This is a genomic window from Streptomyces sp. NPDC088817 (assembly GCF_044750345.1).
Classification (GTDB): domain Bacteria; phylum Actinomycetota; class Actinomycetes; order Streptomycetales; family Streptomycetaceae; genus Streptomyces.
The window spans coordinates 386,218-409,876 of sequence record NZ_JBIVJN010000004.1; the positions used below are offsets into that span (position 1 = coordinate 386,218).

The 23,659-nt window shown below is 67.5% G+C and carries 28 protein-coding genes and 1 pseudogene; 7 read left to right on the top strand and 22 right to left on the bottom strand.

The genetic code is table 11. The annotated features are described in order from the left end of the window. Positions 1–43: 43 nt before the first annotated feature. Together ACIP4X_RS10320 and ACIP4X_RS10325 are read left to right on the top strand one after the other, a co-directional pair. Complete coding sequence (locus tag ACIP4X_RS10320; protein WP_401347708.1) at positions 44–697, top strand: hypothetical protein; 654 nt, start codon at positions 44–46, stop codon at positions 695–697. Beyond that, a complete protein-coding gene (locus ACIP4X_RS10325; RefSeq protein ID WP_401347712.1) occupies positions 694–1,779 on the top strand; it encodes a hypothetical protein in 1,086 nt (361 codons plus the stop codon). The genes ACIP4X_RS10320 and ACIP4X_RS10325 overlap by 4 nt, the downstream gene beginning before the upstream one ends. On the opposite strand, the gene ACIP4X_RS10330 is transcribed toward ACIP4X_RS10325, so the two are convergent. Beyond that, entirely contained in the window at positions 1,769–2,644 is an 876-nt protein-coding gene (locus ACIP4X_RS10330; protein WP_398145187.1) for a hypothetical protein, read from the bottom strand. The two genes, ACIP4X_RS10325 and ACIP4X_RS10330, sit on opposite strands and share 11 nt — an antisense overlap. Positions 2,645–2,676: 32 nt before the next feature. Continuing rightward, positions 2,677–3,084: an ATP-binding protein gene (locus tag ACIP4X_RS10335; protein WP_401347714.1), complete on the bottom strand. Its 408-nt coding sequence runs from the start codon at positions 3,082–3,084 to the stop codon at positions 2,677–2,679. A 232-nt stretch (positions 3,085–3,316) separates the two neighbouring features. On the opposite strand from ACIP4X_RS10335, the gene ACIP4X_RS10340 reads away from it, so the two are divergent. After that, positions 3,317–4,168: a helix-turn-helix domain-containing protein gene (locus tag ACIP4X_RS10340; RefSeq protein ID WP_401347717.1), complete on the top strand. Its 852-nt coding sequence runs from the start codon at positions 3,317–3,319 to the stop codon at positions 4,166–4,168. 8 nt (positions 4,169–4,176) lie between these two features. Continuing rightward, positions 4,177–4,365 carry a DUF397 domain-containing protein gene (locus tag ACIP4X_RS10345; RefSeq protein WP_401347720.1) on the top strand — a complete coding sequence of 63 codons (189 nt, stop codon included), beginning with the start codon at positions 4,177–4,179 and terminating at the stop codon, positions 4,363–4,365. On the opposite strand, the gene ACIP4X_RS10350 is transcribed toward ACIP4X_RS10345, so the two are convergent. The 14 genes and pseudogenes from ACIP4X_RS10350 to ACIP4X_RS10415 form a co-directional block, all read right to left on the bottom strand. Next, entirely contained in the window at positions 4,357–4,947 is a 591-nt protein-coding gene (locus ACIP4X_RS10350; protein WP_401347722.1) for a hypothetical protein, read from the bottom strand. The genes ACIP4X_RS10345 and ACIP4X_RS10350 overlap by 9 nt on opposite strands. Positions 4,948–4,955: 8 nt before the next feature. Continuing rightward, positions 4,956–5,555 carry a hypothetical protein gene (locus ACIP4X_RS10355; protein WP_401347724.1) on the bottom strand — a complete coding sequence of 200 codons (600 nt, stop codon included), beginning with the start codon at positions 5,553–5,555 and terminating at the stop codon, positions 4,956–4,958. Then, positions 5,552–6,883, bottom strand: a complete 1,332-nt coding sequence (locus tag ACIP4X_RS10360; protein WP_401347727.1) for a hypothetical protein — start codon at positions 6,881–6,883, stop codon at positions 5,552–5,554. The genes ACIP4X_RS10355 and ACIP4X_RS10360 overlap by 4 nt, the downstream gene beginning before the upstream one ends. Beyond that, a complete protein-coding gene (locus ACIP4X_RS10365) occupies positions 6,880–8,307 on the bottom strand; it encodes a hypothetical protein (RefSeq protein ID WP_401347729.1) in 1,428 nt (475 codons plus the stop codon). The genes ACIP4X_RS10360 and ACIP4X_RS10365 overlap by 4 nt, the downstream gene beginning before the upstream one ends. Continuing rightward, positions 8,304–8,621 carry a hypothetical protein gene (locus tag ACIP4X_RS10370; protein WP_401347732.1) on the bottom strand — a complete coding sequence of 106 codons (318 nt, stop codon included), beginning with the start codon at positions 8,619–8,621 and terminating at the stop codon, positions 8,304–8,306. Before ACIP4X_RS10370 ends, ACIP4X_RS10365 begins: the two co-directional genes overlap by 4 nt. 7 nt (positions 8,622–8,628) lie before the next feature. Then, entirely contained in the window at positions 8,629–9,108 is a 480-nt protein-coding gene (locus ACIP4X_RS10375) for a Tad domain-containing protein (protein ID WP_401347734.1), read from the bottom strand. Further along, positions 9,105–9,533, bottom strand: a complete 429-nt coding sequence (locus ACIP4X_RS10380) for a TadE/TadG family type IV pilus assembly protein (RefSeq protein ID WP_358737412.1) — start codon at positions 9,531–9,533, stop codon at positions 9,105–9,107. Before ACIP4X_RS10380 ends, ACIP4X_RS10375 begins: the two co-directional genes overlap by 4 nt. Then, positions 9,534–10,001, bottom strand: coding sequence for a TadE family protein (locus ACIP4X_RS10385; protein ID WP_358737410.1), 468 nt, complete (start codon positions 9,999–10,001; stop codon positions 9,534–9,536). Positions 10,002–10,087: 86 nt separating this feature from the next. Beyond that, positions 10,088–10,339, bottom strand: a complete 252-nt coding sequence (locus ACIP4X_RS10390; protein ID WP_100569654.1) for a hypothetical protein — start codon at positions 10,337–10,339, stop codon at positions 10,088–10,090. 56 nt (positions 10,340–10,395) lie between these two features. Next, positions 10,396–11,319 carry a type II secretion system F family protein gene (locus ACIP4X_RS10395; RefSeq protein ID WP_358737408.1) on the bottom strand — a complete coding sequence of 308 codons (924 nt, stop codon included), beginning with the start codon at positions 11,317–11,319 and terminating at the stop codon, positions 10,396–10,398. After that, positions 11,316–12,245: a type II secretion system F family protein gene (locus ACIP4X_RS10400; RefSeq protein ID WP_358737469.1), complete on the bottom strand. Its 930-nt coding sequence runs from the start codon at positions 12,243–12,245 to the stop codon at positions 11,316–11,318. The genes ACIP4X_RS10395 and ACIP4X_RS10400 overlap by 4 nt, the downstream gene beginning before the upstream one ends. Positions 12,246–12,280: 35 nt before the next feature. Next, positions 12,281–13,588 (bottom strand): ATPase, T2SS/T4P/T4SS family, encoded by a 1,308-nt coding sequence (locus tag ACIP4X_RS10405; RefSeq protein WP_391455892.1) that lies wholly within the window; start codon positions 13,586–13,588, stop codon positions 12,281–12,283. Between the two features lie 200 nt (positions 13,589–13,788). Then, positions 13,789–14,613 (bottom strand): annotated as a pseudogene (locus tag ACIP4X_RS10410) (hypothetical protein); the annotation flags it as partial. Between the two features lie 16 nt (positions 14,614–14,629). After that, on the bottom strand, positions 14,630–15,355 hold the full coding sequence (locus tag ACIP4X_RS10415) for a hypothetical protein (protein ID WP_358737404.1): 726 nt from the start codon (positions 15,353–15,355) through the stop codon (positions 14,630–14,632). Between the two features lie 1,294 nt (positions 15,356–16,649). Here ACIP4X_RS10415 and ACIP4X_RS10420 point away from each other — a divergent pair. Genes ACIP4X_RS10420 through ACIP4X_RS10430 form a run of 3 tightly spaced genes read left to right on the top strand, consistent with a single transcriptional unit; the run spans position 16,650 to position 19,178 of the window. After that, positions 16,650–17,423, top strand: a complete 774-nt coding sequence (locus ACIP4X_RS10420) for a hypothetical protein (protein WP_391455890.1) — start codon at positions 16,650–16,652, stop codon at positions 17,421–17,423. Between the two features lie 52 nt (positions 17,424–17,475). Further along, positions 17,476–18,147, top strand: a complete 672-nt coding sequence (locus tag ACIP4X_RS10425; protein ID WP_391455888.1) for a hypothetical protein — start codon at positions 17,476–17,478, stop codon at positions 18,145–18,147. Beyond that, positions 18,144–19,178: a hypothetical protein gene (locus ACIP4X_RS10430; protein ID WP_391456259.1), complete on the top strand. Its 1,035-nt coding sequence runs from the start codon at positions 18,144–18,146 to the stop codon at positions 19,176–19,178. Before ACIP4X_RS10425 ends, ACIP4X_RS10430 begins: the two co-directional genes overlap by 4 nt. Before the next feature lie 137 nt (positions 19,179–19,315). Here the strand turns inward: ACIP4X_RS10430 and ACIP4X_RS10435 are convergent, their stop codons facing one another. The 6 genes from ACIP4X_RS10435 to ACIP4X_RS10460 form a co-directional block, all read right to left on the bottom strand. Continuing rightward, positions 19,316–20,014: a hypothetical protein gene (locus tag ACIP4X_RS10435; protein ID WP_391455886.1), complete on the bottom strand. Its 699-nt coding sequence runs from the start codon at positions 20,012–20,014 to the stop codon at positions 19,316–19,318. Further along, complete coding sequence (locus tag ACIP4X_RS10440; protein WP_391455884.1) at positions 20,011–20,571, bottom strand: hypothetical protein; 561 nt, start codon at positions 20,569–20,571, stop codon at positions 20,011–20,013. The genes ACIP4X_RS10435 and ACIP4X_RS10440 overlap by 4 nt, the downstream gene beginning before the upstream one ends. 98 nt (positions 20,572–20,669) lie before the next feature. Continuing rightward, the gene (locus tag ACIP4X_RS10445) at positions 20,670–21,338 is read right to left on the bottom strand and encodes a hypothetical protein (protein ID WP_391455882.1); all 669 of its coding nucleotides are present in this window, start codon (positions 21,336–21,338) and stop codon (positions 20,670–20,672) included. An 11-nt stretch (positions 21,339–21,349) separates the two neighbouring features. Beyond that, on the bottom strand, positions 21,350–22,741 hold the full coding sequence (locus tag ACIP4X_RS10450) for a putative T7SS-secreted protein (protein ID WP_391455880.1): 1,392 nt from the start codon (positions 22,739–22,741) through the stop codon (positions 21,350–21,352). Between the two features lie 5 nt (positions 22,742–22,746). Beyond that, positions 22,747–23,058, bottom strand: a complete 312-nt coding sequence (locus ACIP4X_RS10455; protein WP_391455875.1) for a hypothetical protein — start codon at positions 23,056–23,058, stop codon at positions 22,747–22,749. Between the two features lie 118 nt (positions 23,059–23,176). Then, positions 23,177–23,485, bottom strand: a complete 309-nt coding sequence (locus ACIP4X_RS10460) for a WXG100 family type VII secretion target (RefSeq protein ID WP_391455872.1) — start codon at positions 23,483–23,485, stop codon at positions 23,177–23,179. Positions 23,486–23,659: the final 174 nt, after the last annotated feature.

Consider the following 23,659-nt stretch of genomic DNA (forward strand, 5'->3'; position numbering starts at 1 on the left):
GTTGCCCACTGCACACGTCGCCATCCTCCGGGGGAGATCCACAGTGACGCGCCGCCGCGCCCTACCCACAACCGCCGCCACCCTCACCGCCCTCGCATCCCTCACGCTGACCGCGTGCGGCGGGGGCGGGGACGGCAAGTCCGATGACATCAAGGGCGCGGACAGAGCAACGCCGACGGTTTCGGCATCCTCCGCCGCTGACGCGCAACGTCCCGACATGAGCCTGCCGAGCGATTTGCAGGTCCAGTTCGACGTCACGCGGCCGTCCGACACCCGTCACGCGGCAGCTCTCGACAGCGCGAAGAACTACATCCTGGCCTTGAACCACGGCATCACGGCCCAGGACCCCGACGACCCGGCCTATCAGTTCTACTCGCTCGGCAATGCCACCAAGTACGCCCGGGGCCAGATCCGGGGATGGGTGGAGGACGACTGGACCGCCACTGGAACTGACAGCTACTACGAGGTCAGGACCGATAACGTCGGCTCGTCCCTTGGTGTGCTGGTCAGGATGTGCCGGGACCAGAGCAAGTTCTACGGTAAGAGCGTCAAGACCCAGAAGATCAGGTACACGAAAGAGAGCCTCGACTCCTACCAGGAGTTCCGTCTCCTCATGAAGCCCCCACAGGGCTCCGAGAAGGTCTGGAAGGTTCTGCAGATCGAAGTGCAGGGCCGGGTCAAGGAGTGTCGGCGATGACGCTCCCTGTACGTGCTCTGCGCTGGTCCGCCGTTCTGGTAACCGCAGCCGTACTCGGGTCCGGGAGCAATGCGTACGCTGACGGACCAAGGAGCAACACCACCGTACCGTCGGCCGATCAGCCCAGCGGCAGCAGCGACGGCAAGGGCGGCCTGTCGGCCCGCGTCTCCCATATCCGGATCACTTACGTGAGCGGTGGAAACGGCGGGGGCAAGCAGGGCAGCCTCGGTACGGTCGACCCCAACTGGAAGCCGCCGGCCTGCTGGTACGAACCGGCCTTCACCTCGGCCGGGCTCAAAAAGTTCGTGGACTCGGACGGCGGAGGCGACGTCGGTATCCACGAGTCGTGGTTCGGCAAGGAACTGTGGACGGACCACTACCGCGACGGCAAACCGGCGGACAACTTCGACCTTCACTCACCGACCAACAGCAGCGCCGACGGCTACAAGGACTACAACCTCGACAAGGACGGCTACTTCTGGCGCGGCGTCGCACCCGACCCCGCCGCCCCGGCCTCCTGGAACTGCGGCCGCGTCATGTTCTGGGTCGACGCGGGCCAACTCCCGGACGACCCGAACGCTCCCACCCCGAAGACCCTCGCCGAGTACGCCTACAACAAGGTCAAGGTCCCCGAGACGGAGATCGAGCTCAAACCGCAGGCGAAGTCCACGGTGAACCTCCCGACCTGGGCCTGGCTGGACAAGGGAACCTTCAAGGAGGTCAAGGTCAGGGCCGAACTCCCGAACACCGGCCTGTGGGCCGAGACCACGGCCAAACCGGTTGCCCTCCACCTCACCCCTGGCACGGAGGACGCCGAGACCTACCCGTCCTCCGGAGACTGCACGATCAACGAGGACGGTTCAATCGGCACCCCGTACGCGAAGGGCAACGCGGACAAGACACCACCGTGCGGCATCAGATACCTCCGCGCCACGAACGGACAGCCGTACCACCTCAAGGCGTCCATCACCTGGCAGATCACCTGGCACGGCTCCGACGGTAGCGGCGGCGAGCTCCCCAACGGCACCTTCGAGACGACCCAGGACATGAACGCCCAGGAGATCCAGTCGGTCAACCGCTGACCACGAACAGTTCCTCCGCACTTGTGGCGTGGACAGCTCGCCGGGCCCAGGCCTTGAGCTGCTCCCGGTCCGCACACGCCAGCACCCGCTCCCGAACAGCATCCGGCACCGGGATTCCGCGCCACTCCAGAATATTGAGCGTCATTTCGGCGCTCTCCTCGACCCGGCCCTCTTCACGCACTTGCTCGGCCACCGGGTGCCGGAAGAAGTAATGAATCGCCGTCATCAGGTCCCTCCAGATCTCCTTCGCCTGGGGGTCGGCCAGGCACGAGTCGACGAACTGCACAAAGACCGCCGCGCTCTCGGCATCGATGGTCCGCAGGGCGGTGGCCAGCGGTTCCAGTATGGCGGCGGCCTGTGGGCCCCTGCCATGCGTCATGGCCGAGAGCACAGCGAGAGGCACATCCCGCTCGGCCTCCTTCTCGTCCACGATCAGCGGAACGTTCTCCGGGCTGAGCACGAGCGGCCTCACGGTCAGTGAATGCCAGCCGGGCACTCCCAGCCGGATGGGTCGTGCCGCCCAGCGGGCAGTACTGCTGCTCTGCGTGATCACAATGAGTACCGGTTCGCAGCAGTACTTCGCGTACAGGTAAGCGAGGTAGTACGGCCAGCTACTGCGCTTACTCTCGTCCTTCTTCCCCTGCGCCTCGACGACCAGGAGGTACGCCCCCGCGTCCGTTTCCACCCGCATGAGGGTGTCCACACGTCGCTCGACCGGCTCGATCTCCGTCAGGTCCGCGTTCAGCACCGCGAAGTCGCGCGGCTCGGGGAATGGAACGCGCAGCACATGCTGGAAAGCACGCGTCAGCAGCGCCGGGTCCTTCTGGAACACCCGGTGCAACGCCTCGTGCGACGAGCTGACCATCAGCTCTCCTTCCTGTCCGATGTGATAACGAGCTACGCCGCGACTAGGTCACACCACACGTACTTGCCCCGGTTGCCCTCCCTGGACAGCGGCTGCCAGCCCCACAGGTCGGCGCAGGCCCGGACCAGGGCGAGTCCACGTCCCTCCTCCAGGTCGACGGCCTGCTCCAGCGGTGCCGGAGGCTCGGGCGGTGCGGGATCGGTGTCCCATGCTCCGATCCGGAGTACGTCCGCCGACCAACGCACGCGCAGACCGGCGGGCCCCTTGGTGTGCCGTACGGCGTTGGAGACCAGCTCCGTCGCCGGCAGCTCGGCCGTATCGACGAGGCGGATGAGGCCGTGCATCGTGAGGATCAGCCGGAGAGTCCGGCGAGAGATGGTGACCGCACGGGGGTCGTTCGGGATGTACAGGGTGTACTCCCACGACTCGTTTTCGGGCATGGGCCACTCCAGTGACGTGAGACGGGTTGAGGCGACGCCGCGGTGGCGGGCGGTGGCCTTGCCGCAGCCGTCTTGGCAGGACGGAGCGGTGCGCTTCCGGGACCCGGATAGCCGCAGCGTGTGCATTGCGTCACCGAAAGTAGGGGCCAATTTTGGTCCGAGGCGAGCCGTTGCGTAATCTGCCGCTCGAACGAGACACCTTTGCGGGACTGTTGGCCCCAGGGAGGAAGCCATGCCACGCAGGCAGCAGGCGACTGCACGCCAGGAGCGTCTCGGCGCCGAGCTACGAAAGCTGCGCGAGGCGGCAGGCATCAACGGCCGTGACGCCGCAGCACAGATCGGAACCGACTCGGCACGAGTGAGTCAGATCGAGGCCGGTGTCGCCGGCATCAGCGAGACCCGCCTGCGCCTGGTCGCGGCTCACTACGCTTGCGGGGACCAAGCGTTGATCGACGCCTTGGTGTACATGGCGACCGACCGAACACGCGGTTGGTGGGAGGAGTACCGGGGCTTCCTGCCCGACTCATTCCTGGACCTTTCTGAGCTGGAGCACCACGCCAGTCGTCGATGGGACGTCGACTTCCTGCACGTTCCCGGTCTTCTGCAGACGAGAAGCTACGCCCGCGCCCTCTTCTCCTACATCAACCCCGACTTTCCAGAAGGTGAGGTCGAGCGCCGGGTGGAGCACCGCATGAAGCGGAGGATCATCATTGAGCGCTCCAACCCGATCCGGTACGAGACCGTCGTCCACGAGGCTGCTTTGCGCATCAAGGTCGGCGACCCCGCCACAGCCCGCGCCCAGCTCCTCCGGATCCTGGAACTCTCAGAAGCCGATCACGTCACCGTGCGGGTCATCCCCTTCGATCTCGACGGCTTCGCCGGAGCAGGCAGTGCCATGGTCTACGCCGGCGGCCGAGTCCCCCAACTGGACACCGTGGTACGCGACGGGCCCCACGGCACCGTGTTCATCGATGCAGAAGCCCAACTCAGGCGCTTTCGAACCCTCTTTCGTAGGGTAGAAGCCGTGTCACTCGACCCCGCACGTTCGCGTGACTTCATCCACAGGCTGTCGAAGGAGCTGTGAGGCACACCATGACCGCGCCCGACACCTGGCGGAAGTCGTCCCACTCCGGCGGAGGCGACGGCAACGCCTGCGTAGAGATCGCCCACCGCCGCACCCACATAGCCGTCCGCGACTCCAAGGCCCCGGCCCGAGCCTCCCTCTCCTTCCCGGCCGCCGCCTTCGCCGGCTTCCTCAACGCCCTCAAGTCGTCAGAGTGAGAGCCTCTTCGCGATGTTGTCGGCCATCTGCTCCGCCGGCTCGTCCAGGATCGGTTCCGTCCAGGAGACCAGCATCGTGAGGGCCGTCTCCATGCCGTCCGGGCGGACACCGTAGAACACCGTGTGGATCACCGGGCGTGGGCCGAAGAAGCCCTTCTTCTCGCCGATGAGGTTCTGACGGATCCGGACGGCGTCGCCAAGAGGGAGCCGTACCTCGCGTACGTCCGGTTCGCCGAAGTCGTGGCTGGTCATGTGCTCGGCCAGCAGGCCGAGGGTGACCTCGGGGAATGTCTCGTCGGGATGGATGGCGTCGAGTTCCATGATGGCCGCCACCGTCTCCTGGCCGCTCACGTACCAGCCGAAGGCCGCCAGGGGATCGCGGCTGTAGCAGTCGGCGGCCGTCCGCTTGAGGCTCCGGGCCAGACGGCGGGCGTCGCCAGGGACACCGTCCTGTGCGTATCGCTCGGCGAGTTCCGCGCTCTGTTGCTTGGCCCAGGAGTCCAGGTCCACGCTCCCGGCGGCAGGGAACGGCACCCAGTCCTCCGAGAACTCCAGGCCGAGGTTCGAGAGGTCGTCCGTCATGTTGTCGGTCACTCCGTCCAGGTGAGTGAGTCGGCGATCGCGTCGAAGAGTCCCGCCATCGCGTCGGCGATCGCCTCAAGGGGTGAGGCGAAGGTCAGCAGAAGGAACGCGGTGGTGCCGGGGACGGGGAGGTGGTACTCCACCGAGAGCGAGTTGTGCGTGGGCTCGGTGCCCTCCTCGTCGCCGGCCTGCGGCATCAGCCTGCGGATCCGGACGGCGGGGCCCGAGCGCAGTTCCTCGACAGTCACCGATCCCTCACCTTCGTCGGCGAAGCGCTGTGCCAGAGCTTCCAGCGGCAGCGGCTCGGGGTGCCGCAGTGGCGCCAGGGTGACCAGCAGCGAGGCGGGAATGGTGAAGGGGCCGACCTCCTGGAGACTGAGGTACAGCTCGATGCCCCCGCTGCGGTACGCCTTGCCTGCGCGCCGCCGCAGGTCCCGGCGTAGTTCCTCCTTCAGGTGCGGCGCGTTGTCGATGCCGTGGAACTGGCGCTCCACGAGCGCGTCGACCGCCTTGTCCCGCTGGTCGGGCTCCAGGTGGATCCGGAACCACCCGTCGGGAAGCAGCAGCCGGTAGTCGCCAGGAGAGGCGGTCTCCTCGGTCTGGTTCATACGAGTCGCTCCGTGGGTGTCTGTCCCAGCGCCGGTCGTTCCAGCCGGAGCCGGCTGCCCAGCTGGTGTGCGGCGTAGGGCACCGCCTGGAGGAAAAGGCCGATCGCCCCCGCGAGGATCGCCGCCATGCCCGCTCCGGGGTGTGCGTTCTGGATCCACTGGCCCTGGGCAATGGAGAAATACGAGCCGACCATCATGGTCGCCGTGGACGACAGGCCGACGAAGGTGCTGGGGAAGCGGGACAGCTTGCGTGCCGTCCCTGCGGAGTCGGGCAGCAGGTCGGTGCCGAGCGCCCCCAGCGCCTTGGGCCATGGGGCCTTCCCGGCCAGCTTGCGCTCCGAGACGCTCAGCCCAGCGGTCCGACGCAGTCTGGACCAGCCGTCGGCGCCACCCCTACCGCCGAACCAGAGCGGCCACAGAAAGATGGCTCGCACCTGGTCGTGCGGGCCGCGCACTTCGACGCCGAGGGGCTGCCCCGTCCGGTCGCGCACCAGCACCAGGGAGGTCAGGGCGTGCGGACCCGTGAGCGGAAGCCAGTACTCCCGCCCGCCAAGAACGCGCAGGACGAGATCGCGGTCCTGCACTCGCAACTCCGTGTCCCGGCAGAACCTGACGGTCGTTCCCGTCCCATCCACGGGCGCCGGCCGAACCCGTTCCCGGACGACAGGGACGCATTCCCGCAGACGCAACCGGGTCCACGTCCGCACGACAAGCCGCGCCACCGGGGCGACGAGCGCGGTGGCGGCCAGCAGCAGGATGACCCAGGGTTCGGTCGTCTCGAAGAACAGGATCACCGTGAACAGGGCGAACCAGACGATGAAGGCCACAGCCCGAAGGCTCAGGTACCACCAAGGGAACTCATTCCCTGGAGAGAGGGACACCGCTCTGTGCCGACGTGAAACGGTGGCCAGCAGAGGGTCGTTGCGGTCAGTCACCACATGCAGAGGTATCCCGGCGGCCTTGAACAGGGCGGCCATTCCCGTTCGGTCGAGCAGTTGCTCACCCCGCACCCATCGCTTCGGAATCGCGGGCGACTCCGGCAGCCAGTCCTCGATGTTGAAGAGGCCGATCAGCGCACCGTCACGATCCTGTAGCTGGACCTTCCCCCACGACCCCTCGATCGTGGGCCCCCTGCGTTCCATGTCGTCACCGGGAGCGTCGAGGAAAACCGCGCGGGTGATCCCGTCGCCTCCGATCGGAAAGCGCCGCGTGCGCGTGCGGGTTTGCAGTACGAGATCGCCACCGTCCAGGTAGAGCCGTGAGCGGTAGCACAGTTCGAGGCCCGGGCCACGCGCGGCGGCGGGCCTGAGCGCGGGCTCGGGGATCATCGGGTGACCTTGTCGTAGAGGTCCGTCACCGTTCCGTACGCCCCTTCGGCTCCCGCGACCACTCCGGTGACGGTCGCGCCCGCCCAGACGTTGGTCTGGGCTGAGAAGTTACCCAACGCACGGCTGACGTCCGGCAACTTCAGAGCGTCCGGTGCGATGCCCTTGAGACCGGCCGCGGCCTTGGCGAGGTCGGGGTCCAGTGTGCCCAGCGACCGGGGCCCGGCCAGCCCGCGGGCACCGTCACGCCAGGCCTGTTTGGAGAACGCGCCGCCGATCGCTTTCACGCCGTCGACAGTATCCCGGTACATGGAGACCGCGCTGAACCCCTCCCTGAAGTTGCTCCCCGAGGGCAGCCTTCCCTTCGGCATGCCCATCAGGGCCTTGGCCGCGGCCTTTCCTCGGCTCGCTCCCTGGGCACCGCGGTTGGCGAGGTTCCACGCCTTGTTCGTCTTCATGCCCGACGCGATGGCGTTCTTGAAGAGGTTGCTCCTAGCCAGAGCCTTCGTCCCCGCGGCCGCTCCCCGGGCACCCGCCATCGCCGCGCGTCCGATGCCGAACGTCGCCAGGCCCACGGCATCGAGGAACACCGACTTCCAGCTTCCCTCGCCGCCCAGCGCGAGCACCAGATCGGTGGCGAACGCGACGACACTGGCCAGCAGCGCCACCGCGTTGGCCACGGCGGCGATGACCTGTCCGATGACGGGGATCCACCCCAGGGCGAGTGCCGCCACACCCGCCCACAAGGCGATGCGCCCCGCCCATTTGGAGACTTCCGTGAGCCAGCCGGCGTTCTCGTGGACCCAGTTCTTGAACTTGTCCTTCCAGCCGTCCTTCAGCCCGTCTCCCTCGATGACGTCGTATATCGCCTCGGCGGCAGCCTTCGCGGCCCGGTCGCGGATTCCCTTCGCGGCTTGAAGGGCCTCCGCCGCCGCCTTCAGGCTGGAAGAGGCCTGCTCTTTCTGCCGGTTGTATCTCTTGGCGTCCGGATCGTCCTTCGGAGTGCCGTCCGGCTGTCCGTCGAGGGAGCGCTGCGCCGAGGTGATGTCGCCATGGGCCTGCTCCGCGTCGGCCAAGGCACTGTCGGCCATCTGCTGGGCGCGGTGCAGCTCGGAGGCGTACTCGTTGCTGCACACGTTCTCCCGCACCTGGGTGCCGAGGGCAGTGGCGGCTTCGTCGTAGCGCTCGAAGGCCTTGCGCAGCTTGTCGCCCGCGCCTTCCGCCGCACTCCGGAACTCGGTGGCGGCCTTACTCCTCCAGTTCTCGACGGAGGCCAGCGCCTTGATCTCGCGAGCCTCCTTCTCGATGGCCTCGGCGGTCTTACGAAGCTGTCGGCCGAGCCTCGCGACCTCGTACGGATCACCGGGTATCGGATCGGACGTCTCGTCCAGCACCGACCAGCGGTGAGCGGCGGGCCGACCTGTCACTTCTTCGCCCCCTTCTGCCCTTCCTTGTCCGAATTCCGCAGTGCTTCAGCGAGTTCGTGGTCGATCTGCTCGTACGACTCCGCCGCGGTCTTGGTGACGTCGTGCAGCGACTCCAGCTCCTCGGCCAGCTTGCCGCGGTGGATCTTCCAGTTGCTGTCGAACTTCGAGAACGCGTCGAGGATCCGCTGCGAGCCGATTTCCGCGACGCCGAACCCTGCCGCCGGGTTGCCCCGCTCGGCGAAGGTGTCACGGATGCGCTTCAGCGCCCTGGAGCACTCCTTGATCCGGTCTATGTCCGCTTGTTGATCGCTCATGGATGCGTCACCCCACCTCGTTCCGGGCCACGGACCGGCCGTGGACGGTCACGTTGCCGCCGTAGAACATGCCGGTGAAGACGGGTGAGTAGGTCAGTTGGATCTCGACCTGGACCTCTTCGGCGTCGGCCGCCACGCAGTGGCTCGCGGCGATGTCGGCGCCCGTCATACTCATCTCGCGGGCGAAGGCCTTCACGCGGGCGTCGCAGTTCTCGTAGTTGATCGGGGCGGGGCCGCCCTCGTTGTCGTAGAGGGCCTCGCGGTCGATGTCCTGGGCGGCGTAGCGGGCCGCCTGTTCCGCGATGTCCGCGGCCCGTTCGCGCTTGGAGATGGACAGACCGCCGTCGATGACGAAGGCGGACAAGGTGAGGAAGACCAGCGCGAAGATGATGACCGCGCCGGCACCCGAACCGCGATCGTCCAGTGCCGTGCCTCGGGTAGACCACCAGGTGCGCGCGCGGTCCGCGGCAGAGGCGCTCGCACTCACGCCGACCTCCGGAAGGGATCGAGCGGCGAACTGAAGCTCGCGGACAGTGTCGTCGGGATGTTCAGGCCCAGCGACGCCAGGCCGCGCACCTGGCAGCTGACCTCGACCGTGAACAGGGTGTCGGGGGCGAAGCCCGCACTCGTCTGCACGACGGAGACCGGTCCCGAGCAGACGTCGGCCAGGTCCGCCTCCGCCGCCCTGCGCGCCTCGGACATGGCCGTCGCGTGGTCCTTCTGGATGGAACCCGCGCGTGCGGCGTCCCGGGCCGCGCCGTCGACCGCTCCACGGCCCTCGACGAGTTGGCCGAAGGCCACCAGTACCAGGATGAACAGGATCATCACCGGGGCAAGGATGACGACCTCCACGGTGGACAGGCCGCTGTCCTCACGGGCGGGCGGAAGAGACCTCCAGGAAAAGCGGCTCATCTAGTTCCCGCCATCCCGCACGAACCGCTCCACCGGGCCCGCCGACTGCGCGTGCACCGTCAGGTTCAGGCCCGGAAACACCGTCGGGATCCGCGCCGAGATCTCCACGCCCACGGTGTTCTGGTCCGGTTGCAGCATCCTCACGTCCGGCGACAGCACCAACTGCGGGCCCAGTTGCCGGATGTAGGCGTCGGCGACGTCACGTGCCTCGCCGCGCCAGGCGCCGGGCTGCTCGTCGGCCGTGGCGCGGGCCTTGCGGGCGCCGGCCTGGGCCGCCGCCTGGGCGACATGGTCGGCGAAGAAGTACAGCGCGAACTGCACCGTCGCGAAGATCATGAAGAACAGTACGGGGGTGAGCAGCACGAACTCGATCGCGGTCATCCCGGAGTCACCGGTCGCTCTCTCACGCGCGGCCCGCACCCGGCGGCGTACCGCGTGTCGCACCCGTCCGCCCACGTCCGCCAGCATCCCCGTCCACCCCGTTGTGCTTCCTCGTCGTACGCGCCACGCACATGCCGCGTACGCGCCTCGCACGTACGCCGCCGTACGCGCGGTCAGCAGGTCTTGCCCGCGTCCGCGCCCTTGATGCAGTTGCCCACCTTGTTGGCGCCCTCGCTCAGCGCGGAGTTGATGATGGCGGCCACCACGCCGACGATCGCCACGACGACCGCGGAGATGATGACCCACTCGACCGCGGAGGCACCGCGGTCCAGTTCGCCGGAGCGGGCGCGCTGCACACGGCCGCCCAGGAAGGTGACCAGGAAGTCCACGGCCGGGATCCCGGTGTGGAAGTCTCGTCCGTTCATGACAGTGATTTCCTCTCGAATTCAGGGAAGTTGGCAGGGTTTGGCAGGGGTGGCGCTCACACCTGGAACACCCGCATCGCCGCCGGGTAGATCAGGAACACCAGGAAGCCCGCGCACAGCAGCAGCTGGGCCACGAGCATCGACTGGGACTTCTCGCCCGCGCTGCCCTCGATCTCGGCCAGTTCGCGGTGGCGCATGGTCTCGGCGCGCGAGGCGAGCGACTCGCGCACCTTCGCGCCGTCGTCCGCGACCAGGGCCAGGGAGGCCGAAAGGTCCTTCAGCTCCTCCACGCCCAACTCCTCGCCGAGCTGCCCCAGCGCCTGCCACTGGCTGATGCCGGTGATACGGGCGTCGGCCAGGGCGTTGCGGATCCGCTGGTTCGCCCAGCCGTCGGACACCTCGGCCGCCGCCATCAGCGCCTCCGGCAGACCGCGGCCGCCGGCCAGGCTCATGGACACCAGGTCCAGATACGCGCCGATGACCCGGCGCAGATCACGGCGCTTGTCGGCCGCGTCCCGCCGGATCTCCAGATCGGGCAGGAAGAAGAACAGCGCCGCGCACAGCAGCGCCAGCCAGACCGGGATGGCCGGGCTGCGCCCGAGGCCCATCGTGTAGACCACGGCGAACAGCAGCGGACCGAAGAGCAGCCCCGCCACCGACAGCAGCACCTTCGTCGCCAGGAACCGCTCCCAGCTCCGCTCCAGCACGGCGAGATCGGCCCGCAACGAGCGCTGCTCCCAGCCCTGCTGAAGGTAGAACTCGGCGATGCGCTCGCCCACTTGGGCGCGGAACGCACCGAGACGGCCCGTCTCCTCCCGCGCCTGGTGCCGCGTCTCGTACGCCGCTCCCCGCGCCCGCATCGCGTCGATCCGCGCGACCTGCGCGACCGCGCTCCGCCTGGACGGCATCAGGGCACGTACGAGGGCGTAGACGCCGAGGCCGAGGACCGCGCCGACCAGGACCGGCATCGTCAGGTTCACCGGCGTACCCCTTCCTCCTGCTGGACGGGCGTGCGCGGCCGGACGAACTGCACCGCCGCCTCGTCCCGCACCAGGAAGCGTTCGGGCGTCTCGATCGTGGACAGCTTGCGCAGCCACCAGAAGCCGAGCGCGAACAGCCCGCAGACGAGCGCCAGGACGAGCTGGCCGACCGGCGTACCGTACGGCGACACGAACTCGCGGTTGAAGATGGACAGTCCGAGCACGAAGGCGACGGAGACGGCGACGACGATCTGCACCGACCGTCGTGTCGAGGCCCGTTGGGCCATCACGCGCTGACGCATGTCGACCTCCTCGCGCGCGGACTTGGCCAGGGCGCCGAGGACCTGGCGCAGACCGGGGCCGCGCAGACGGGCGTTGAGGATGAGCGCGGCGACGATGATGTCGGCGGAGGCGTCGTCGATCTCGTCGGCGAGCAATTGCAGTGCGTCGGGCAGCGGAGTGCGGGCGCGCAACCGGTCGACCAGGGCGTCCAGATGGGGGCGCAGGACCGGGGCGGCGGCGCGCGCCGACGCCGGGATCGCCTGCTCCAGGCCGACCGCGCCGGCGATCGTGTCGCGCAGCGACTCCGTCCAGGAGGCCAGGGCCTCCACCCGGCGCATGGCGGCCCGCTCCTCCGCCGCGCCACCGAAGAGGCGGTCCCAGAAGAAGACGAGGACACCGGCCGCGATACCGGCGACCGCCCACCGGGTGAGCACCAGAACCGCGAGGCCGACGAGGGCTGCGAGGGAACCGCGCCGCCCGGCGAAGCGGAGCAGTTCGCTCGCCCGCCGACTCGCCCGCTGCTTCTCGTGCTCGGGCTTGGCCGGCAGTCCGCGTACGGCGACGATCAGCAGCGCGAGACCACCGCCGACGGCGACGCCGGAACCGATCGAGTACAGGACCGTGGTGGAGAACAGGCCCCCCATGGAGCCGAGCGGGGCCAGTGCGGCAAGTGTCATGGTCACCCCCAGGTTCCGTGGGGCTGGTAACCGTGCGCCATGAGGTCCTCCAGGCAGGCTATGGGCGCGTGCGGCACGACCCGGCCGTCGGGCGTCTCGGCGAACACCTCACTCGACAGCACGCGGCCGTCGACGCCGTTGACCTCGCGGACCGAGGTCACCACGCGCTGAAGCCGGCCGCCGGTCTGGAAGTTGTTGCGCCGCTGGACGAAGACGACGAAGTTCACCGCGCCCGCGATCAGCATCTGGCTGGCCTCGATGGGCAGCCGCTCGGTCGCCTGCAACGCGTAGGTGGAGATGCGGTTGAAGACCTCGCTGGAGCTGTTGGCGTGGATCGTGGACAGCGAACCGTCGTTGCCCTGCGACATCGCGTTCAGCATGGTCACGATCTCGTCGCCGAGCACCTCGCCGACGATGACGCGGGAGGGGTTCATACGGAGGGACCGGCGCACCAGTTCCGCCATGGAAATGGCGCCCTGCCCCTCGGAGTTGGGCAGTCGCTCCTCGAACGCCACCACGTTGGGATGCAGATCGGGGAAGGTGTCGAGACCGAGCTCCAGTGCCCGCTCGACCGTGATGAGCCGTTCGTTCGGCGCGATCTCGTTGGCGAGGGCACGCAGCAGCGTCGTCTTCCCGGCGTTCGTCGCGCCCGCGATCATGATGTTCTTGCGGGCGCGGACCGCGCAGGCGAGGAAGTGCCCGAGCTCCGGCGCGAGCGTGCCGTTGCCGACCAGGTCGGAGATGAACACCTTGCCCATTCGGGCCCGGCGGATGGACAGCGCGGGCCGGCGGGTCACGTCCATGACGGCCGACAGCCGCGAACCGTCCGGCAGCCGCAGGTCGAGCTGCGGGTTGGCGGAGTCGAAGGGGCGCGACGACAGGCCCGAGTAGGCGCCGAGCACCTGGATGAGCTCGATCAGTTCCTCGTCGGTCTCGGCGACCGGCTCGCCCGTGACCTCGCGCCCGTCGGCGTATCCGACGAACACCTGGTCGCAGCCGTTGATGTCGATGTTCTCGACCTGCGGGTCGTCGAGCAGCGGCTGGAGCCGGCCGACGCCGAACAGCGCGGCGTGCACGGCGGCCGCGTACTGCTCCTCGGTCTCGGCGTCCAGCGGTGTACGGCCCGCGTTGATCTCGGCGCGGGCGTACTCCTCCAGTATCTGCGCTATGACCGCGCGGGCGTACTGCCGCTCGTCCTCGCCGGACATCGGCGTGACCCCGTTGACCTGGTCGAGGCGGCGCTGCTCGGCGATGCGGTCACCGGCGTCCTGCCTGAACCGCTTGACCAGTTGGTGGTCGACAGCGGTCATCGCCCGGCTCCTGGCTGACCGTTGGTGCGGGGGTGGTAGGGGTGGGGGGCCTGGGGGGCTTGCTGGGCCTGGAGCGGCTGCTGAGTCTGGGGCGCCTGCTGGCCGAGGTGGGCTTGTTGGCCGAGGTGGGCTTGCTGAGCTTGGTGGGCCTGCTGAGCTTCATGGGTCTGTTGAGCCTGCTGAGCCTGCTGAACATGGTGGGCCTGCTGTGCCTGTGCGGATACGGCCCAGGCGGCGCCGTACTGCTGATAGAGGTCCGCGGTGACCTTGCGGGCCGAACGGATCAGCAGGGACTTGTCGAGGCGGCCGCGCCTGCGCCCGGCCAACTGGCCTGCGCCGGCGGGGTCGTCGGCGATGGTGCCGAAGACGCGGGCACCGGTCTGGGCGTGCACCAGCATGTCGTTGACCTGGCCGGAGACCTTGCCCGCAGTGCCCGGGTCGGCGACCAGGACGACGCCGATCACCGGCGTGGCCAGGCTCGCGGCACCGCGCGGGCCGCCGTGCAGCTTCGCGGACAGCGCGGCGGCGCGGTCGCGGACGCGGGCGATGGCCTCCGGCTCGGTGCGCGAGATCAGCAGGACGAGTGAGGCGTGCGGGAAGAGTTCCACGGCGGGGGTGTCGCCGCTGATCCGGCCGCAGTCGGCGATGACGTCGGCGGGAGAATTCGGGGAGTCGGCGAGCGAGGCGAAGGCGTGGCCCAGGGTGGGCCAGAGCCCGGCGAGACCGGCGGCCTGCTCGGAGTTGCCGAGTCCGACCAGAACCTCCAGGCCGCCGTTCAACGGCTGTGCGTGGTCCCAGAGTTGGTCGGGCACGAGCCCGCGGCGCGCGGTCGCGGCGATGGACAGCATGCCGACGTTCGGGTTGAGCGGCCCGCCGTGCGCGGCGGCACTGCGGTAGACGAGGTCGCCGCCCGCCGGGTCCGTCTCGGCGAGCAGCACGCGCCGGGGCCAGACGGCGGCCAGCGCGACGGCGGCGGTGGTGACACCGGGCGAACCCTTGTCGGCGGCCAGTGCGATGAGGGCCATGGGTACGCGGCCGCCCTCAGTTGCCGGGAACGACGACGACGGCGACGGAACCCGCGGACGCGGCCTGGGCCACGGCGGCGGCGTCGGACTGGTCGACGAGGAGGGTGAGCGACATGTTGCCGCTGCTCACGGCGGCGCCGCTGTTGTCGCCCTTGGAGCTGACACGCGCCTTGTCCACGATGAGGTTGCTGCCGCCGCCACCGGCGGACGAACCCGCCGCGCCACTACCGGAGTTGGAACTCGACGCGTTGTCGCCGACGCGGTAGACGGCGACCATGTCACCGTCCTTGATGTCCCTCGGGTACTGGCCCTCCTTGAGGGAGACACCGACGAGGGCCTTGCCGTCCGGCAGACCGCTCTTCGCGCCGAACATCTCCCCCATCACGACCGTGTCCTTGAAGATGGTGGTCCGGGCCTTGAGGGTCTTCAGGGCGCCCAGCTGCTCCCACCGGACGTAGTGGATGGAGTCGTCCGCGGCCACCATCACCGAGGTCACGTCACTGGAAGTGACGGACGCCCCGACCGGGATGTCCTTCGTCACCTTGACGACCTCGATACGGTGCCCGGCCTGCAGCACGAGCATCGTGGCACCCAGGGCGCCCACCAGGATGAGCAGCACCGCCAGGGCGGCCAGCGCGGGTTTGCGCTCGCGAGGCGCCGTGGGAAGCCGGTCACCGACCGCCGGCTGAGCCGGAACCGCGGAACGTCCCGCGCCCGCCCCCGTACGCTCCTGGATCTTCACGCAACAGCTCCCCGTACACCCAAGATGTCGTCTGCCAAGCTCTTCGCCTGGGCCGCAAACCCGGACACTTCACCAGCGATCCGGGCGATGTCACGACTATCCGGCGCGGGGCGAGTGTCAAGCCATCGCACGGTATCAGCAGCACATAAGCCCCTCAAGACGAGTCAGACCCCGCGGGTCACAGCCGACTTGCCGTTACGTGTCTGCAACGCCGCGCCACCGCATCCGGGTTGAGCGCGGGCCAAGCATCTCTTCCAGAGTGCGCGGCAGCAAATCCGCACCACTCGAAGGTGGACAGCTGGAAGGCCGCCGACCCGTCGACCATCAGGCACCCACGACCCCTGCACGAACTGCTCACAAAGTCGCAGACCGGTCATGCCGCCGGGGTCAACTGGTCACCGAAGGTGTATCGGGAACACGGCGGCCATCGTTCACCGAGGAGCGCGGAGGCGAAAGCGAGCCGACGGTCGATCCAGCCGTCGCGTACCGTCACCTAGTCACTGCCCTCCGAGACCATGACGACCTTGTTCTCCGCACGCCACTCCAGGGACCGCGGCTTGGAAGGCCTGTCACGGCTCCCGCGATCTCCTTGGCGTCGCCACTCGCCCACTCGTTGCGGCCCACGATCTCCGGGTGCCCCGGCTGCTCGATACGCCATGTGTGCTTGAACGGCCGGCGCTTGCGGGGAACGCGCACAACGGTTCCGACACACTCGCCGCCTGCCGAACGCCACTTCCGCCTCCCGCGCCGTGCATGGCAAACCGACCGCTCGACCGTACCCGCGTGCGAGAACGTCCGCCGGGGCGCCTGCGGGCGGCGTCCTGGCACGCCCGGCGGCAGGCCAGCGGTCGCGCACTAGCGCATACGCGAAAACCAGTCTCCGATCGAGCCAGGGCGCCCGGACCAGGAACCGGCGGTGCCCGTCGGACGCCGAGACCCGGCAGGTTCGTCGACGTCCCTGTACTTTCCGAACCCCCGCTTCTCCAAGGTCGATTCGCAACTGGCTCGTCGGAGCGGATGTCGATGTCACGGGGGTCCCTCGCCCGCACTCCCACTTCGCCTTCGCATACCGTTACGGCCCATGTGGCCAGGAAAGCAGTCGTCAGGGGGCGGGCAGATCCCGCAACAGCCGTCGTCCGACGGGCAGTCGAACCCGTATCAGCAGCCCGGGTACCACCAGCCGAACCCTTACCAGCAGCAGTCCCAACCGTGGAATGCTCCGACACTGCCGTCCAGCGCGGCAGCACCGCGTCCTCCGGGCGGCGGCCCGAACCGCACAAAGCTCATCGCCGTCATGGCGGCAGGAGCCATCGTGATCGCCGCAGGCGTGACCGGCTACGTCCTGCTGGGCGGCAACAAGGACGACACCGTTGCCCCCGACTCGACCACGTCTCCGTCTCCGTCTCCGTCTCCGTCTCTGCACGGTGACGCCGCCACCATCGAGGGCTGGAAGGTCGTGGTGAACCCGACCGCAGGGATCAAGTTCGACGTTCCGCCGGAGTGGGCACTCCAGTCCCCCGACTGGGTCACCTACGTCACCGATGACAACGACCCGAACGACGAGCCTCTGGTCGCGATGCGCGCCCCCGCTTTCCTGAAGGAACGGTGGTGCTCCTCGGACGACAACAAGGACGGCGCACTGGAGCACACGCCGCTGGCGGCGGCCGGATCCAGGGGCAACAACGGCGCCAGGAGCACCGAGGAGATAGCGGGCGCCGACCCCAAGTCCTGGGTGTACGGGCAGTACACCCAGCCCGACAAGACCAAGGTGAGGTCAGGCAGCGTCGAGCCGTTCACCACGGACTCGGGCCTCAAGGGCAGTTTGGGCATCGCCTGGTCCGCAGGCGTGGAGAAATCGAAGAAGTGCACCACGGACGGCAAGGCATGGACCTTCGCGTTCAAGAACGCCCAGGGGGACCTGGCCTCCTGGTCGTTCCTCGGCGCGAAAGGCATATCGGAGGAGGTGCCCGACGCGACGATACGGAAAATCGCGGCCACGGTGCGGACCTACGAGTCTCCTCAGGACCTTGGTAGGGAACCGGGGGCGCCGTCCTCAGGAGCCAGTTGAGCTTGGCGTTCCACCGGAGGCACCGATAGCGTCACTGCTCTCTGCTGTCTCCATGTCTGACGGGGAGCTGATTGTGAAGCGCCGTTCCTTGCCCATTGCTGCCGCAATCGTCGCAACTGCAGCCTTGCTGACAACGGCTTGTGGCGGAGGAGGCGGCGACTCCAAGGGCAACGACGGGGTCGTCGGCGCTGATACCGGCGACACGGCGGCGCCGGCTTCACCGAGCGGTGGCGAAACAACACACAGGCCCGAGATCTCACTCCCGAAGGACCTCACGGACACCTTCGAGGGGTGGAAGACGGGCGACGCTGTTCGCGACGCGATTCTCGACGATGTCGCGCGGAGGGTCGACGTGACCAACTACGCCATCACCCAGGGCGATGCCAACCTTCCCGCGCTCAGCTTCTACTACAGCGGTGGCGCGTTGGCCGACGCCAAGGACTGGGTCGAGTCCGTCGTGAAGGACGGCTACACCATCACCGGTACGAACCGGTACTACAACGCCAAGGTCGACGCCTTCGATTCCTCTTCCGCGGGCGTCGTCTACTGCGAGGACCAGGGCCGGGCCTACGCCAAGGACCGCAAGTCCAACAAGGTCTACAAAACCGAGGTCACCAACAAGTCGTACGTGCTCTACACCACGCGCCTCGAGAAGAACAAACAGGGCGTTTGGCAGACGACGAAGCTGACATCGCAGAGGGGCCACAAGTCGTGCACGCCATGACGTCTCAGGGCCGGCTCGTCCTGTCCGGGGTGCTTGCCGGAGCGCTTGCCCTGGCCGCCCCCGGAGCGGCCTTCGCCGACTGGCCACCGAGCAAGGGCACGCAGGGCAGCACCAAGCAGACGGGGAGCTCCGAGGCCGGCACCCTGACCTCCAGAGTCACCTACTCCGGATCCGTGCAGCCGAGCGGCGGCAGAACGGCGATCCAGCCGGTGACGAACTGGACACCTCCTGCGTGCTGGTACGAGCCCCGTTCCGTGGCGGAGTTCAAGAAGTACGTCGAGACGATGTACGAGGAGACGATCAACACGCCCGGTCAGGCGAACTACGCCAAGGCCGCAGTCGGCCAGTTCCGGAGCCTCTACAAGGACGGCGAGTACAAGGACTACAACGCCGACAAAGCCGACGACGGCAACTGGTGGGTCGCCGTCCAGAACCCCGACCGCGTGGACGACCCCGCCAGCATGCGGTGCAGCCGGCTTCCTTTCTGGGTACCGAACAACGAAAACCCGGGAGTCGACCAGGCTGTCACTCCGCAGGTTCTGGCGGAATCCGCCTACAACCGGATTCGGCTCCCGGACACCAAGGTCACGCTGGCCCCGCTCCAGGTGACCAAGGTGAATCTCCCCACCTGGGCGTGGCTCGACCAAACCGAGTTCAAGGAGGTGTCTGTGACTGCCTCTCTCAACGTCGCCGGCATCAACATCCAGGCGACGACCACAGCCAAGCCCGTCTCCCTCAAACTCGAACCCGGCACAGCCGATGCTCAGACCTACCCGGCTTCGGCAGACTGCACGCTCAACACAGACGGCTCAATCGGCGAACCGTACGCCAAAGGCAAGGCAGACAATGCACCCCCCTGCGGTATCAAGTACCTCCGATCCTCGGCCGGTGGAACGTACAAACTCCGGGCGACCATCACGTGGCGGATCAACTGGACCGGCACCGGTGGGACCGGCGGCGACCTGCCCGACGGCACCTTCGGGGCGACACAGGACATCACCGTCCAGGAGATCCAGGCGGTCAATCGCTGACTCCGCATGGCGCTGGCGGTCTACCGGGCGGGGACCGTGCTCCCCGTCAGCCAGGACTTTGTCGAGTCGATCGCCGACACCGGCTTCACATGCTCGGGGTCGATTCGCCATTATGCCGTAATGAGCATCAGTTCGACTCAGCCAGAACGCACTTCGGTGATCGTGATGCGCCGGGCGAAGGCGTCCAGGTCGGGAAGGGCGGCATAGAGCCGGCCCAGTTCGTTGGTGAAGGCTACGAGCCGTACGTCCGCTGAACTGGGCTTTACGCGCCAGTAGTAGGTGAGGACGCCCACCAAACCGTCGGGATCCTCCGGCGCTTCCTGCTTGAGCGGCACGAACGCCAGGCTGCGCAGTCCAGAGCCCAAGGAGTCCCCGACGAACTCCTCCTCGATCGAGCTCTTCCCGCCCGTCTCGAGATGGTAGAACGACCCGGCATAGTGCACCTCCGCCGACGCGTCGTCCCCTACAAGTTCCCAGATCCCCAGGAAGACCGGAACCGGCGGCTTGCGCAGATCGGGCCAGTACAGCAGATGGTAGTGGGCGTCGAGGAGACCGAACAGTCGGCCGTAGACGTCGAGGATCTGGGCCGCGACCCGCTCCTGCAGGTCGTCGCTGATCCGGCCACCGACGACTTCCCGCTGCCGCATGACCAGAGCAGAGGCCATCTGCTCGGCATACTCGGAGGTGTCCGCCCACGCGGTGCCCTCGAAGGCGGCAGGTAGCGCGACCCACTCCGGGCCCGGGTCGCTGACCTCCAGTCCCTGGTGGGAGGTCGTATGCGGCCACTCTCCGGGCTCCGGCAGCAGAGAGGGCATCGGCGAGGGAAGGTCGGTCATCGGACACCCCGAGTGTTCTGGTCTCGCTGCGACGGCTGGGAGTCGCTGGGGGTTCTCCAGCGGAACGTGGTCATCACCGCGTCGAAGAGGTCGACGAGCAGCAGGGACAGTTCACCGTCCACGTCCTCGGCGCCGACGGTCGAAAAGGCGACGGTCAGCCAGCGCCACGGTTGCCCCGGAACCGGTACTTGGTAGTCGACGCGCCGCGACGGGAACTCGATGCCACTCTCCGGGTCGGGCTGCGCGGTCCGCTCAGCACGTACGGCGGGCGCGCCGTCGAGATCCACCACTTCCCTTCCGTCCTCGGAACCGGCCATGAGAAGGGCCGCCTCCTGAGGATCGAGGCCTTCGACTCCTGTCAGGCGGGTCTCGGACACCAGGATCGAGGCGGGCACGGAGATGCCGTGCATCAGCTCGACCGGCAGGTAGAGGTCGAGTCCGTCGGCCTTCCGGGCGTCCTCGACGCGCTGCCACAACTTCGCCTCAAGGTCCCGCCGATAGGCAAACACCTCATCGCGCGGCATCCCCTCGAAGGCGTGATCGAGCACGCGCTTCACGGCGAGTTCGGTCCCCCGTCGAAGCGGGATCTGTCGCCAACCGGGCGGCAGTACGAGGACGTACGAGGTCGCAGGCACCGTCACTTCCAAAGGTTCATTCACCGCATATCCCCCAGCCTGTCACGACTCTTCGCGGCCACTCGCCGGCGAGCCGCCCGGCGGGTGAGAGCACCGTGAGTGAGGATGCCGAGAGAGGCAACGCAGGCCGCGAAGGAAATCCAGCCGGGGATCATCCAAAGGCTGCCGCGCAGTCCACCTGAACCGGACAGGGTCCAATAGCCGCTGAACGCCGTGAAGAGGCCCGCAACCAACCAGAAATGCGGTGGAGGTGCAGCCGCGTCAAACGTGAGGGGCAGAGATCCGTCGAATACACCCCTGTCGGATTTACGCAAGAGGTAGCCGACGAACCCATTTGCCGTCTTCGGCCGCGGCCCTGGCTCCCGCTTGAGCAACTCGGGGGCGTGCCAGAGCAAAGTGGCCAGGAACAGCAGTACCCAGCAGACGCTCCATCCACTGAAAAGCAAGTTGCCCGCATCTCGACTGCGGTGATCAGCACCCAGAAGCCACAGCGCAAGTGCCAACAGGCCAGCCCATGCCAAGTATCCGAGGAAGCTGCAGGTCAGGACCACGTACCCGTACTCACGAACGAGTGGCGGCAGGGGGCGTTCGCTGCCTGTTCTGGCTCTGTCTTGTTCGGCGGCGCGTCGAGCAAGCTCTGTCTCGATAATTGAAGGCGGTGCTGCATTGCCGGGCTTTTCTGCTGCCATTCTAGCGATCCTCACCACGTTGATCCTGTTTCGACAGTCGCCCAACTTTTCGTTCTTGTCCAGAAATTATCACCTAGGAAGTAGGGGGCAACCGAGCCGAAACTCTTGTCGAACACATCCGTTGCCGTGCTGGCGTAGAACGTCCCCTGGGTAATTCGGATAGCCGCGGCCCCTCCGTCGATCGCTCCAGCGATACTCGCTGAATCCGGGAACCGTGACGTGACGCCATTCAAGTACGCCTTCAGCGAGGTGGCTTCAGGGCCACCACCAAGAACATTCTTCAGTGCACTGAACTTCGGCAACGGCTGTCCGGCCAGGAGCTCGGCATCTGCCAGTGCGCCCTTCTTCGCCGCCCACATGGCCTTCATGCCGTCGCTCATCATCTTCTGTGCCGCCTTCCACTGCTCACTGCCTCGGACGCCGGTCTTGAAGATGCGTCCGGCCTTGGACAGGTCGGCGAGTTTCTCCAGCTTGGCTGCGTTCCACGCCGCCTTCCCGAGTTTGGTCGCCTCGGCACCACGCATGGCCGCCCGAACCCCGCCCTCCGCCGCCTTCATGCCCGGCGCGGCGAGGCGCCCCAGCCCCATGGTTGCCAGTGCGAAAACGTCCAGTCCCACGTCGATCCAGCTGCCCTCGCCCGCCACCGCCAAGGCGCTGTGCAGCAACAAGGCACCGATCGTCGCTCCCAAGGCGATCATGGCGATGATGTTCAGGCCGGGAATGAACAGCGCGATGACCGCGCAGGCGGTCGCCACCCAGCACAGGATGTTCGCCAGGTCGTTCAGCAGCCGGGAGTGGTCGCCCACCCAGTTCTTGAACTTGTCCCAGCCCTTATCGTGCAGCCCGTCCTTGCTGATCGCCCGCTTGATCTTCCCGGCCCAGTGTCCAGCTCTCTCGTCACGGTGACTGACAGCCTTGTCGAGCTTGCTCCGGGCCGCGCTGAGGTCGTCCTCGGCGCGTGAGAGCGCGCGCAGCCGCGTCGTCTCAGCCCTCCGCTCGGCATCCGTCAGCTCTTTGTCGGACTTCTTGTGCTGCTCATGAGGGGGCTGGTGGGCATCCACCCGCCGCTTCGCCTCCTGGGCGTCCTCCAACGCGGCGTCGGCCTGCTTCTGGCACTCCTGGAGGTCGTCAGCCCAATGACCGAGATATCCGGAGACATGGCTGTAGCGGTGGTGGGTCTTGCCGAGTTTGCCCGCCAAGTCGTCGGCCTTGTCCCGCAGCGTCCCGGCGTACTTTCCCTTGAGCGCGTCGGTGTCGCGGCCGATCGCCCGGAGCCGCTCGACCTGCTCACCGATCATCGTCGCCAGCTTGCCAAGCCGTCGCGACTCCCGACGTACCTCCTCCACGTCCCCGGGAACGGGGTCCTCGTCGGCCAGCGGACTCCAGCCGGTCGGTCGTGCCATTGGTGTTACTCCCCCGTTCCCTTCCGGGCTTCACTCTTGCCCTTCGTGGCCTTCTCCAGCTCGCGATCCAGGTCCTTGAACGCTTTGTGGCACTCCTCGGTCAACCCACCGACGCTCTTGATGGCCTCCAGCAGTTGCTTGCGGTGGTAGTCCCAGTTGTCCGCGAACGCGTCCATCACGCTGGCGATTTGGCTGGAGCCCCAGATGCCTCGCAAGTCCTTCTGATGCTTCTCCGTGTGCTCGAACTCGTACTGGATCTTCTTAAGCGCCCTGCCCGACTTTTTCAACAGATCGTCATCGACAGTCAGATCACTCATGGTTCGGAAGCGGCCCCTCCTCCAGTGACGTGCACATTCGTCTCCGTGCAGGGACAGCGGAGAACGGTGGGGCGCAGCTCGTGCGCCCCACCCCACCCCGCGGTAACCCAAGAGGCCACTAACCCCGCTGGCTCCGTGCCAGCTCCTCGTCCAGGTTCTCGTAGGCCTGCTTGGCCTTCTTCAGGAATTCGGAGAGGCCGTGGAGGCCCTGGATGGTCTTGACGGCGCCCTTGGCGAAGTCCTTCATGGAGTCCTCGTAGGCGCCGGAGGCCTTCTGCGTGGTGAAGCCGTTCTCCACCAGCTGCTTGACGCGCTTCTCGACGGACTTGATCTGGTCCTCGAGGTGGTGCATGTCCTTGAGAAGATCGCCTGCGGTCTTCTCCATCTCGGCGTAAGTGAGGTCTGTGTCCTTGCCGCCCTTGCCCATGAGGGCTCCCTCCCGTTGTGTTCGCCGCAGGGACCGCCCCCGTGGCTCTGTGGCGCGGATGCCTCGGCTGCGTCGGCTGCTTGGGTCGGCAGCCCGCCTCCGGCCGTCCGCATGAGCAAAGATCTTACGGGTGGGGCCAGTGGGGATACAGGGATGTCAGTTGGAGGAACCGTG